Consider the following 12200-nt stretch of genomic DNA (forward strand, 5'->3'; position numbering starts at 1 on the left):
TCAGAACTGGAAGTAGATGAACTCGCTGATCTTGTCGAATTCGCGGGCGGTCAGGTAGAGCATCGCCAGCGTCAGGCAGGCGAAGATGGGCGTGGGCCGCCATTCCCACCAGCGGCGCTTGCCGGGGTTCGGCTCGAATTCCAGGTAACCCAGCGCCGGGCGGTAGCGGCGGAGGATCTGCTGGGTGTTCGGCAGGAAGAAGACGGCGGCCAGCGCGGCGAGGATCGGCTTCCACACCCGCGATTCCTTCACGACCTGGATCGCCAGCTCCGGCAGGCCCTTGAAGCCATGCACGCCGACCATCGAGGACAGCATGGTGGCGGTGGCGTGGACTGCCTTGGAGGTGCTGCCGTTCTTGCCGTGTTCGTAGACGCCCGCCTTGAACGGCACCCAGGCGATCAACACGGCGAGGAAGGTGAGCGCGACGGACAGCGGTTTCACCAGCGGCTTGATGCCGTGTTTTTTCCGGAAGGCGAACCACGCGTGGTTCACGCACAGGTAGAGACCGTGGAGGAGACCCCACAGCAGGAAGGCGAAACCGGCGCCGTGCCAGATGCCGCCGAGCACCATGGTCAGCAGCAGGTTGATGTAGCGGCGGGCCTTGCCCTTGCGGTTGCCGCCGAGCGGGATGTAGAGGTAGTCACGCAGGAAGCGGGACAGGGTCATGTGCCAGCGGCGCCAGAACTCGACGACGGAGTCCGCCTTGTAGGGCGAGTGGAAGTTGAGCGGGAAACGGATGCCGAACAGGCGGGCCGAACCGATGGCCATGTCCGAGTAACCCGAGAAATCGAAATACAGGTGCAGCGCGTAGGCCAGCGCTCCGGCCCAGGCTTCCCCGAAGGTCGGCGGGCGTCCGCTGCCTGCCGCCAGGTCGAAGAAGCCGGAGGAAACCGTCGAGAGGTTGTCGCCCACCACGACCTTCTTGAAGAGACCGATCGCGAGGATGGTGAGGCCCACCGAGAGATCGAGCGTGCGGCCCGAGGCTTTCTTCCGCGCGAACTGCGGCATCATCTCCTTGTGGTGGACCAGCGGCCCCGCGATGAGGTGCGGGAAGAAGGTCACGAACAGGAGGTAGTCGGTGAAATGGTATTCCTCGGTTTCACCGCGATAGGCATCCACCAGGTAGGCGATCTGGAGGAAGGTAAAGAACGAGATCGCGAGCGGCAGGACGATGTGCGGCACCTCCGCGGGCCAGCCGGTGGCTCCCTTCGAGAGTCCCGCGAGGAACCCGGCGTATTTGTAGTAACCCAGCAGCCCGAGGTTCACCGCCACGCCGAGGGTGAGGATGCCCTTCCCCTTCGGGGTGTGCTTGTGGCCGGACAGGTAGCGCCCGAAGAAGTAGTTGCCGACACAGCTCCCGAGGATCAGCGCGATGTAGAACGGCGTCCACGGTTCGGACGGCTCCGGGTTCCACCAGCCGTAGAAGGCCAGGCTCATGAGCACCAGCCAGCCGAAGGCGACCCGGAGCGGCGCGCGCTGCAACAGCAGGAAACCGATCAGGGTGACCGGCAGGAACAGCAGCAGGTAGATGTAGGAATTGAAAAGCATCCGCGGGAAAATCAGCGCTCCAGATCGTTGGCGATCGCGGTCCATCCGGCCGCGGGTTTCACCGGCCAGCCGGGATCGGCGGGCGTCCACACCTGCTGGCCGGGGTGGTGGCCGAGCCACGCGCCCCACCACGAGAACGAGCTGTTCGCCACGATGGCGTGGCGGCAGCAGGTCATGAGGTGCAGGTCCTCGATTTCATCCGCGCCCACGCGGTCGAGGAAGCGCACCGAGGCACCCTCGAACACCAGGTGCTCGCGGGCCCACGCGAAGTCGTCGCCGAAGACGAAGAAGGTCGCGTTCGGGAATTGGTCGAGGCAGGCGGAGATGCAGTCGTTGTAGTACTTCTCGCCGAGCCGCGGCGTGTAGCGCTCGCGGCGGATGTGCAGCATCACCGGGGTGGCCGCGGAGAGGATCAGGCGGCGGGCCTCCAGGGCCGCTTCAGAAACCGGGACCGGCGGGGCCAGGTCCTTGCGCAGGCGGTCGGCGGCGTTGGCGAAATAGGCCTCGTCCTGCCAGTAGCCGTTGAGATAGGCGGGTTTGTCAGTGGACGGTGCGAGCCGGGCGAAGGCCACCGGCGTGATGCCTTCCTTTTCGGCGACGTAGGAGCGGGACTCCGGCTTGCTCCATTTCGAAAACGTGCGGGCCAGCTTGTGCGACCACGATCGGGTGTCGCCGCCGAGGCAGAGCTTTTCGGTGGCCTCCGTGGCGATGATCGGGAAACGGTTCAGCCGGTAGCTGCGGCCGTAGTCGTCACGCTGGAAGCCGGTGCGGACATCGAGCTGGAACTCGCGGCCCAACCGCAGCGCCAGGGCGCGGCCCGCGGCGTAGCAGAACATCTGGTTGCCGAGGCCGCCTTTGATCAGGGCCACCACCGGCGAGGTGGAAGCGGGTGTCATTGGCCGGGAGTCGGATTGTCCTGGTCCTCGCCCTCGGCGGCTCCCTGTTTCTCGGGGCCGACGCTGGCGTATTTGCTCATGATCTCCTCCACCCACTTGATGTCCTCCGGATAGGTTTTCCGGTAGGTCTGATATTGGGCGCGGATTTCCTTCAGACGGTCCTGGACGTTGTGGACATCGATCTCGCGGCCGTAGTCCGCTTCCTTCGGGTCATCGATCGGCCAACCGTTCATGCGCTTCAGCATGACATGGCCGAGGGTTTCCAAGGAGTGGGTGCCGTCCGCCCAATAGTGCAGGAAACCGGTCTTCGGATCCACCGATGACAGCGGCTCGGCATTGAGCGGGTGGAAATCGAAGAAGTCCCACACGGTCACCGGCTTCGCCTCCGGGTGGGCGGCATTCGCCTTCGCGACCATGTCCACGACCAGCTCGCGGACCTTCGAGAAGGACGGATCCGGATCGTTGTCGATATGGAACACGGCGAGGTAGGCCGCATAGTTCGGCGGCAGCAGCAGCTTCAGCTCCACACCTCTGGAAAGGCAGTTGTCGAGGATGTGGGCGAGGGCCTTGACCTTGTTGTCCGCGATCTTCTCCTGCTTCGCCTTGCGCTGGCGGATCATGCGCAGAGCGTGGGGGATGGAGTCGGTTTCAAGGATGGCGCGCACCGGCCGCACCGAGCGGTCCCGCAGCCAGTGGCCGAGACCGGTGTAGGGCGGGAGGTGCTTGTTGTCCATCGTGTCGCGGGTGCGGATGGCTTCCTTCAGGTGGGTGAGGAAGGAGGGATGGAGCTTTTTGTCCTTCTGCTCGTCCCCGGGGAGTTCGACCCAGAAGCGGGTCTTCAAGGTGCGGCTGGAGGCGATGAAGGAGGAAACGCCGGTGACGTAGCGCATCTCGCGCTCGACCACGTCTCCGGCGGGATTCATCGGGGACTCGTAGAAGCCGGCGTTCCGCGCCATGTCGGTGGCGTCGGTGAGGTCGGTGGGATCAACACCGAGGTAGATGGTTTTGACGCCCTTCTGCTTCTCGAAGATGTAGTTCACGAAGGCGTCCTGCTCGGTGAGCGAGCCGCCGCTGAGGCCGAGGTTCACGACCTTGTGATCGCCCCACTGAGGCATCGCCGGATCGAAGGCGATGGCGATGCGTGAGGAGCCGAGGAAGACGGTGTCCCACTGCTTCGAGCGCACCAAGCCGGCCTTCGCGGTGCGCAGGTCGCGGTAGATCTGGCGGCTGTCGGCGAACAGGTGGTCGCTGGTCCAGGGGGACGGGGTGACCCACAGCGGGTTCACCCACGTGTTCACGAGGCTGAAAAGCCCCATGACGCCCACGAAGCTCCCGACCATGCGGGTGAAATACTTCCGGTGTGCCCGGGAGGGGCCGCCGAGGCCGGTACGGATGTCGGTTGGAGTGGCCACGGCGATTAGAACTGGAAGTAGATGAACTCGCTGACCTTATCGAACTGGAACAGCGTCGCGAGCAGGAGGATCAGGGTGAAGGCGAACCACACCGGGGTGGGGCGCCATTGCCACCAGCGGCGGGGGCCGACCCGGTTGTCATCGAAACTGCCCGCATCCAGTGCCGGGGAATAGCGGCGCAGGAACTGCTGGGTGTTCGGCAGCAGCCAGCAGGCGAGGATGCAGAGGCAGGCGCGGAAGGCGTGGGTGTCCTTCGCCACGTAGGCGCTCTTGTCCGGCCAGCCGCCGAAGCCGTTGAGCCCGAACATCGCCGAGAAAACGTTCTTGGTGACCTGGATCGCCTGGCCGGTGGAGCCGCTGGTGCCGTGCTCGAAGGCTCCGGCGCGGAACGGCACCCAGGCGATCAGCACGGCAATGAAGGTCAGCGCGATGGCGAGCGGCTTCGGCAGGGCCTTGACGCCGTGCTTTTTCCGGAACGCGAACCACGCGTGGTTCACGCACAGGTAGAGGCCATGGAGGAGGCCCCACAGCAGGAAGGCGAAACCGGCGCCGTGCCAGATGCCGCCGAGTACCATGGTCAGCAGCAGGTTGATGTAGCGGCGGGCCTTGCCCTTCCGGTTTCCGCCGAGCGGGATGTAGAGGTAGTCGCGCAGGAAGCGGGACAGGGTCATGTGCCAGCGGCGCCAGAACTCGACGACGGAGTCCGCCTTGTAGGGTGAGTGGAAGTTGAGCGGGAAACGGATGCCGAAGAGGCGGGCCGAACCGATCGCCATGTCCGAGTAGCCGGAGAAGTCGAAGTAGAGCTGGATGGCGTAGGTCAGCGCCCCGGCCCAGCCTTCCAGGAAGGTGAGTTCGCGGTCGCCGCGACCGGCCAGGCCGAAGATCGCGTTGGCGATGGAGGCGGCGTTGTCGGCGATGACGACCTTCTTGAAGAGGCCCAGGATCAGGTAGGTCAGGCCCACCGAAAGGCTGGTCCACAGGCGGTGGCGGCAGGTGCCCTTCGTGAACTGGGGCAGCATCTCCTTGTGGTGGACCAGCGGACCCGCGATCAGGTGCGGGAAGAAGGTCACGAACAGGAGGTAGTCGGTGAAATGGTACTCCTCGGTTTCACCGCGGAAGGCGTCCACCAGGTAGGCGATCTGGAGGAAGGTGAAGAACGAGATCGCGAGCGGCAGGACGATGTGCGGCAGGTCGTGGGGGAAGCCGGTGGCGGCCTGCGAGAGCCCGGCCAGGAAGCCCGCGTACTTGTAATAGCCGAGGAACCCGAGGTTCGCGACCACCCCCAGGGTCAGGATGCCTTTCCCCTTCGGCGTGTGCTTGTGGCCGGAGAGGTAGCGGCCGAAGAAATAGTTGCCGACGCAGCTCCCGAGGATCAGCAGGACGTAGAACGGGCTCCAGGGTTTCGAGGGGTCCGGATTCCACCAGCCGTAGAACGCCAGGCTCATCAACACCAGCCAGCCGAAGGCGACCCGGAGTGGTGCCCGCTGTAGCAACAAATAGCCGATCAAGGTGATCGGCAGGAACAGGAGCAGATAGACGTAGGAATTGAAAATCATCGGGTCACGGTGCCGGCCGGCCGCTGCGTATCGCATGGTTGGGTCCGGGTGGTCAAGGCGGGTGCCGTGTCTCCGGCCCGGTGGCGGGCCCGTTTCCGGAAATGCACGGAAATGTCATCCGGCTGGGTAGGGCCGGGGTGCGCGCGGCTTGACCGCCGCCCGTTCCGCCCGGTTTAGTCGGCCCGCGCGGCCGCGGTGGCCGCCGGAATCCACATGAGCCAGCAACGCGTCGCCATCCTCGGGAAATCCCGCAGTATCCTCACGTGGTTCGATGACACGCTGGACGGGTTCCGGCAGCAGGGCTGCGAGGTGGCGGCGATTTCCTTCCAGGCCGACACCCCCGCCGAGCGGATTTCCCAGAAGCGCGGCGAGGGCAAGGAACTGCACAATCCGGAGGTGGTGCGCCGCAGCGCCGCCGAACTGGCCGCGTTTTCCCCGGATCTGGTCCTGGTGCTGAACAAGGCCGGGGTGCCCCAGCCTGCCGCCGAGGCTTGGAAAAAGGCTGTCCGCTCCGGCGTGCCGGTGGTCGGCTGGCTGTGCGATTGCATCAATCGCGTGCCCCAACAGCAGGTGCCGGCCTTCGACGGGGTCTACTACTTCGACAGCCACTGCGTCCCGGTGCTGGAGCAATTTTACGCCGCCCATGACCGCCCGGCCTGGTTGAAATACCTGCCGCTGGCGGTCAATCCGGCCCGCTATCCCTTTCAGAAGCCCGCGAAATCGGTGCCGAAGCTGGTGTTCGCGGGGAAATGCAGCCCGCACCGCCACCAGATCTTCGCCGAAATGCGGGCGGCCGGCATTCCGCTGGACCTCTACGGCCCCGGTTCCCGCAACTGGCTGAAACCGTGGCGGAACCTCCGCTTGTCCTCGGACACCATCGCGGAACTCTATCGGTCCCATGCCGCGGTGCTCAACCTGCCCCAGCCCGGCAATACCGAGCGAGGCCTGAACCTGCGGGCCTTCGAAATCCCCGCCGCCGGCGGCATCGGCACCTATCCGGATGTTCCGGACCTGCCGCTGTGCTTCCTGCCCGGGAAGGAGATCGTCGTCTACAAGGACGCCGCCGACCTGGCTGCCCGGCTCGCCGACCTCCGATCCGACCCCGCCCGGGCCGCGGCCATGATCGAGGCCGGGCACGCCCGCGTCCTCCGCGACCACACCTTTGCCAAGCGCGCCGAGACCGTCCTTGCCGATTGGCTTCGATAGCTTCGGTTCGATCTTCAAATTTTCACTGACCGCAGATTTCGCAGATGACGCAGATTGAAGAAAATTCTGATTCTTAAAAATCAGCGCAATCAGCGTAATCTGTGGTTTCTATTCCGAAGTCCGAACGATCCGCTCCGTTAGGAAGCCCGCCTTCAGCCCATGATCATCTCCCACAAGTACCGCTTCATTTTCGTCAAGACCGCCAAGACCGCCGGCACCAGCCTGGAGGTCTTCCTCGGCAAGCACTGTGGCGAGGATGACATCATCACCCCGACCTACCCGGAGGTGGAGGGCCACCGCCCGCGGAACTACGAACAGTCGTTCTGGCCGTTCCCGGAGCTGTTCAGCTTCAACTACCCGCGGGACAACTCGATCTTCTGTGAGCGGCGGTTCTTCACCCCGGTCCGCACCTTCAAGGACTGCTACAAGCGCCGCCGCTATCACGAGCACATCCCGGCCCGCGTGCTGAAGCAGCGCGTCGACCCGGAGATCTGGAACTCGTACCACAAGTTCTCCTTCGAACGAAACCCGTGGGAGAAGACGCTGTCCCACTACCACATGCAGCGGACCACCCGCGGCGGCACGATGACGCTCGACGAGTACTTCGACCGCGGCGATTACTGTCTCAACTACCCCTTCTACACCGATGAGAAGGGCGGGGTGATGGTCGACCAGATCATCAAGTATGAGAACATGAAGGAGGAGTTCGGCGCGTTCTGTGCCCGCTTCGGCATCCCGTGGGAAGGCTCCCTCGGCGTCCGCGCCAAGGCCGAATACCGCGAGGACCGCCGCCCCTACACCGAGGTTCTCACCCCGGAACAGGCCGACCGCATCACGAAGATCTTCAAGCGCGAGATCGACATGCACGGGTACCGGTTCGGGGGGTGAAAAACGAAAACCCCTTCCATGCGTGATGGAAGGGGCGCGTAAAGGCTCACTCAGTCCCTAAAAGTAGTGGTCGCGGAGTGAGCCGTCGTGTCTGCCGCCGCGGAGGCAGCAGTTCCGGAAATTTCCGGGTGGAACCGCACGGGCACGGATCGTTCCGGCCGAGCTTTTCCACGAGTTCCTTGTCGCCATGGACCACGCGGTGGCCGCGTTTCACATGGGTTTCGGAGGGGTAGCCCTTACGACGCTTGCTGGAGCGTTCGAAAAAAGGACCCGTTCTGGTGTTGCGTGTGTTTGGTCATACAGCCTCCTGGTTGGGGTTGGGGCGACCATCGCGGAATAGATCCGCGACGTCGAGCCTAACTGGGAGTAGGGACATTCTTGTCCCGTTTTCAAAAATACCCAGCTCTGCTGGCAAACATTCAAGAGACGGGACAGGAATGTCCCTACTCCCAGTCATTTTTTCGGCTGCACCTTCGGCTGGCTGTCGGCGGCCAGGGCCTTGCGCAGGCCTTCGCGTTCCGCGGGCAGGGCGGTCGCGGCGGCTTTGAAAAGCTGCTCCACTTTCGTGAGATAGGGCTCCGGCTGTGAGGGATCCACATGGATGCCCAGCGTCGGATCTTCCTGCGCGGTGCCCAGCATCAGGCCGGCGTAGCGGCCACCGGCGGCGGGGGTGAAATGGATCGGGTCCAGCCAGTTCTCCATCGGCGTCTTCCGGTCCGCCGGGAAGGGCTCCAGCGTGGCGGGGGAGGGGATATTGAGATCCCAGAGCTGGCACGGGTGTTCCGGGTGGGCTTGGTTGGCCTCCGCCACCAACGCGGCAATGGCGCGGCGCTCGGCGAGGAAATAGGGATCGGGAGCACCGCGCTCCTCCATGGCCTGGCACAGCGTGAGGTGGTTCGGCGGGATGGCGAGGATCGCATCGACTCCATCCTTGGCGCAGGCATCGAGCATCGCCCGGACCACGGTCAGCTTGTCCTGCTGGATGCCGAGGTTACGCTTCTGCACGTCCGCCAGAACCACCGCCCATGGCAGGTAGAACTTCTCCATGGTCTCGAAGTAGTCGAGACGCGGCGGCTTCTTCAAATGCAGGCCCAGCGGCGTGTAGTGCGGGGCCTGGTGCTTGGCCGCGAAGGTCAGCGTCACGACGGAGGAGTCCATCGCCCGCTGGCTGAAGACGTATTTCAGGTCCCGCTCCAGCGGATCGCTCTGCGCGAGCGGGGAGAACTCGAAATCGCTCTCGATCGGCATCTTGCCGGGGCGGGTCAGGTCACCCGCGTCCAGGAACAACAGCGCGCGCTTCGGCGCTTGATACTTGAGCGCGTGATCGAGCATCGCGCGGGTCTCGAACAGGTCGCCGCCGGGCATGCCGAGGTTAATCGCCTTGCCCCCGAAGACGGGCAGCGAAGGGTCGATGCCGGTGTTCGGGCGCGAGCTGCCGATGACCAGGACATCCCAAGGTCCACGCATCGCGAGGCCTGCCTTGCAGGTGCGGATCTCGGCGTCGATTTCCCGGTAGGGATCGAGGGATTTGACCTCGGTCTTTTGCGGGAGGACGCGCCATGGGTTGACGGCGACGTTGGTGGCGCCGGTGGCCACGAGACCCAGGGTCCCGAGGCCGAGCAGCCACTTCAGATGCCGTTTGGCGTGACGCGTCATGAGGGTGGGGATCAGCGCACGCGCTCAAGCAGCCAGGGCAGCAGCGCGTCGATCGCGATGCGTTCCTGCTCCATCGAGTCGCGGTGGCGGACGGTGACAGTGCCCTTCAGTTCCTCGCCGTTTTCGCCGATGGTGTCGAAGTCCGCAGTGATGCAGAACGGTGTGCCGACCTCGTCCTGGCGGCGGTAGCGGCGGCCGACGGCACCACCGTCGTCGTAGAAGACGGTCATCCACGGCTGGAGCTTTTCCTGGATCTCGCGGCAGATGCGGACCTGCTCCTCGTTCTTCTTCAGCAACGGGAAGATGCCGACCTTGACCGGGGCCATGCGCGGCACGAAGCGCAGCACGGTGCGGACGTCCTTGTTGCCCTTCTCATCGGTGAGTTCCTCCTCGTCGAAGGCCTCGCAAATGAGGGCCAGCACGGTGCGGTCGCAGCCGGCGGACGGTTCGACCACGTGCGGGAGGAAACGCTCCTTGGTTTCCTCGTCGAAGTACTGGAGCGGCTTGCCGGAGTGCTGCTGGTGCACGCCGAGGTCGTAATCGGTGCGGTAGGCCACGCCTTCCAGCTCCTGCACGCCGAAGGGGAACTCGTATTCGATGTCGTAGGTCTTCTGCGAGTAGAAGGCGCGCTCGCCATCGGGGATGTCGAGGATGTGCAGCTTCTCGCGCGGGATGCCGATTTCGCCGTAGAACTTGAGGCGGGCTTCCAGCCACTCGTCGGTCAGGCGCAGGCCGTCTTCCGGGCGGCAGAAATACTCGATCTCCATCTGCTCGAACTCCCGCGAGCGGAAGGTGAAGTTGCGCGGGTTGATCTCGTTGCGGAACGACTTGCCGACCTGCGCGATGCCGAAGGGCAGCTTCACGCGGTTGGAATCGAGCACGTTCTTGTACTGCACGAAGATCGACTGGGCGGTCTCCGGGCGGAGGTAGGCGATCGCGTTCGGATCGTTTTCGTCCGCGGACGCGCCCATCCGGGTCTGGAACATCAGGTTGAACTGGCGCGGCTCGGTGAGCAGGGAGCCGTTCTCCGGGTTGAAGGAGGTGGTGCCGGTGAGTTCCTCGCGGCGTTCTTCGATGAGCTCGAGCTCCTTCGGGGACACCTTCTTGTCCGGCATCAGCTCGCCGTAGAACTTGCGGGCGGTCTTGTGGGACTCGATCGGGTCCTTGCCCGGAGCCACGAGCACGGCGAACTGGCGCTCCACGCTCCAATCGGAGGCAGGGAGCTTCGCCCCGGAGAACCACACCGCGGTGCCGTCCTGGGCGGGCACCTGGTCGGCGCGCAGGCGGGCCTTGGAAAGGAGACAGTCGGACATCGGGTCCGAGAAGCTGCCGACGTGGCCGGAGGCGACGAGGACCTGCTGCATGGTGAGGATCGAGCCATCCATGCCCAGCACGTCATCGCGCTCCTGCACGGTCTTGCGCCACCAGTAGTCCTTGAGATTGCGCTTCAGTTCGGCACCGAGCGGACCGTAGTCCCAGCAACCGTTGAGACCGCCGTAGAGCTCGCCTGCTTGGAAAATGAAGCCGCGGCGTTTGCACAGGGAGACGATTTTCTCCATGCGGGCGGGGTCGGTATTGTCCTTGTTGGCCATGGTGCTGGGATTGGGGCGGGGATGGAACCAGCCCCGGGGCCGGGGGGCAAGGCGGGATTCTGGGGACGTTTCCCGGGCCCGGCTCCGGCGGATGGCGGCTCAGTCCCGCCTCGGCAGGTGGTCCCGGCAGTATTCCTGGTGGTCCTCGCCATCCACATAGAACTCCAGATGGGGGGAATCGCGTTCGGTTCTCCCGCAAACCGCGCAGTGGTGGAGGGCGTTGGTGCTCGAGGCCAGCGCCGAGCGGAACTGCTGGCGGCGCTTCAGGACGGACCAGCCGCCTGCCAGGAGGGCGTTCGTGGTTCCCGCGGCGGCTCCGGCCACCAGCCCCATCAGGTGGGCTGCGTTGGCGATCGGGCCGACAATGCCGGTGAAACACACCACCATCCAGACCAGCATCCCTGACACCGTCTCGCGGGTCAGCGCGAATTCCGGGCTCGGGTGCAGCTTGCCCCGCAGCCAGACGAACCCGAACAGGCCGTAGACGACCCCGGACATGCCGCCGAAGGCGGTGCTGCCGCTCCAGAAGGCCTGGCAAACGTTCGAGACCACCGCCACGAACCCGACCAGAGCGAGGAATCTCAGGGACCGGAAGCGGATCTCCAGGAGCATCCCGAGCTGCCACAGCCACATCATGTTGAAGGCGATGTGGAGGATGCCGAAGTGGAGGAAGATCGGGGTGATCAGCCTCCAGACCTGCCCCTTGCGGATGTCCACGAGCGGGTCGTGCAGCCTGGCTTTCAGCTCATCGAGCTGTCCGGCGCTCGCCAGCATCTCCCGCATCTGAGCTTCCGAGACCTCTTCACCGGCGTCCGGGGAATCAGGAATCATTGTTCTCAGCAGGCGGGCGAATTCATCCCGCGGAGCTTGGGATGAGAAATAGAGTACATCGGTTTTTCCTGGCTGCTCGTCCTCGCGGTCCTCTCGCTTCGAATCTTCGAGAAAGCCGAGCACGAACACCACCACCGAGGCGAGGATCAGCAGCAGCGTCGCCGGCATGTAGTGGGCGGCGGTCAAAAATCCGCCGCCGCGGGCGTTGCGGGGATCACGCGGCCAAGGGCGCATGGACATGGGTGCGGGGAATGGGGTGGTTGGGCGATGCACCGTGCATCACGGGGATTCCATCGTGCCGCTTCGGCTGCATGCAAGGACTTTCGGGTGACGGTGGGCGCTCCGTTTTAACGCCTTTTTAACGCTTCCGGCCGGGCCTTTGACTCCCCGATTCCGGGAACCGTGGGACCATGATTCCAACCTCCAATCAAGGCCATGACCGATCTCCTCTACATCGCCGCCACCGCCGGATTCTTCGCCCTGGCGGTGGGATACGCCCGGTTCTGCGACCACCTCTGAATCCTCCTGCCATGGAAACGATCCTCACCGGCGTCATCGCCTTCGCCCTCCTCGCCTACCTGTTCGTGGCGATGATCCACCCCGAACGCTTCTAAC

At 64.6% G+C, this 12200-nt stretch carries 10 protein-coding genes; 3 read left to right on the forward strand and 7 right to left on the reverse strand.

What is annotated here, in order from left to right:
* Genes llg_RS08995 through llg_RS09010 form a run of 4 tightly spaced genes read right to left on the reverse strand, consistent with a single transcriptional unit; the run spans position 1 to position 5412 of the window.
* Positions 1 to 1548: an MBOAT family O-acyltransferase gene (locus llg_RS08995; RefSeq protein ID WP_338289492.1), complete on the reverse strand. Its 1548-nt coding sequence runs from the start codon at positions 1546 to 1548 to the stop codon at positions 1 to 3.
* Positions 1549 to 1559: 11 nt separating this feature from the next.
* Positions 1560 to 2444 carry an alpha-1,2-fucosyltransferase gene (locus llg_RS09000; RefSeq protein WP_338289493.1) on the reverse strand — a complete coding sequence of 295 codons (885 nt, stop codon included), beginning with the start codon at positions 2442 to 2444 and terminating at the stop codon, positions 1560 to 1562.
* Entirely contained in the window at positions 2441 to 3856 is a 1416-nt protein-coding gene (locus tag llg_RS09005) for a hypothetical protein (protein ID WP_338289494.1), read from the reverse strand. Before llg_RS09005 ends, llg_RS09000 begins: the two co-directional genes overlap by 4 nt.
* Before the next feature lie 5 nt (positions 3857 to 3861).
* Complete coding sequence (locus llg_RS09010; RefSeq protein WP_338289496.1) at positions 3862 to 5412, reverse strand: MBOAT family protein; 1551 nt, start codon at positions 5410 to 5412, stop codon at positions 3862 to 3864.
* Between the two features lie 213 nt (positions 5413 to 5625).
* Here llg_RS09010 and llg_RS09015 point away from each other — a divergent pair, with 213 nt between their 5' ends.
* Positions 5626 to 6618: a glycosyltransferase gene (locus llg_RS09015; RefSeq protein ID WP_338289498.1), complete on the forward strand. Its 993-nt coding sequence runs from the start codon at positions 5626 to 5628 to the stop codon at positions 6616 to 6618.
* A 159-nt stretch (positions 6619 to 6777) separates the two neighbouring features.
* Complete coding sequence (locus tag llg_RS09020; RefSeq protein ID WP_338289500.1) at positions 6778 to 7506, forward strand: hypothetical protein; 729 nt, start codon at positions 6778 to 6780, stop codon at positions 7504 to 7506.
* A gap of 453 nt (positions 7507 to 7959) precedes the next feature.
* Here llg_RS09020 and llg_RS09025 read toward each other — a convergent pair whose 3' ends face one another.
* The 3 genes from llg_RS09025 to llg_RS09035 form a co-directional block, all read right to left on the reverse strand.
* Positions 7960 to 9162 carry a hypothetical protein gene (locus llg_RS09025; protein WP_338289502.1) on the reverse strand — a complete coding sequence of 401 codons (1203 nt, stop codon included), beginning with the start codon at positions 9160 to 9162 and terminating at the stop codon, positions 7960 to 7962.
* An 11-nt stretch (positions 9163 to 9173) separates the two neighbouring features.
* The gene (locus llg_RS09030) at positions 9174 to 10754 is read right to left on the reverse strand and encodes a glycine--tRNA ligase (RefSeq protein WP_338289503.1); all 1581 of its coding nucleotides are present in this window, start codon (positions 10752 to 10754) and stop codon (positions 9174 to 9176) included.
* A gap of 99 nt (positions 10755 to 10853) precedes the next feature.
* Positions 10854 to 11825: a rhomboid family intramembrane serine protease gene (locus llg_RS09035; RefSeq protein ID WP_338289505.1), complete on the reverse strand. Its 972-nt coding sequence runs from the start codon at positions 11823 to 11825 to the stop codon at positions 10854 to 10856.
* A 170-nt stretch (positions 11826 to 11995) separates the two neighbouring features.
* On the opposite strand from llg_RS09035, the gene kdpF reads away from it, so the two are divergent.
* Positions 11996 to 12199, forward strand: a complete 204-nt coding sequence (gene kdpF, locus llg_RS09040; RefSeq protein WP_338289507.1) for a K(+)-transporting ATPase subunit F — start codon at positions 11996 to 11998, stop codon at positions 12197 to 12199.
* Position 12200: the final 1 nt, after the last annotated feature.

The sequence above is a fragment of the Luteolibacter sp. LG18 genome, assembly GCF_036322585.1.
In the GTDB taxonomy this organism is placed as follows: domain Bacteria; phylum Verrucomicrobiota; class Verrucomicrobiia; order Verrucomicrobiales; family Akkermansiaceae; genus Luteolibacter.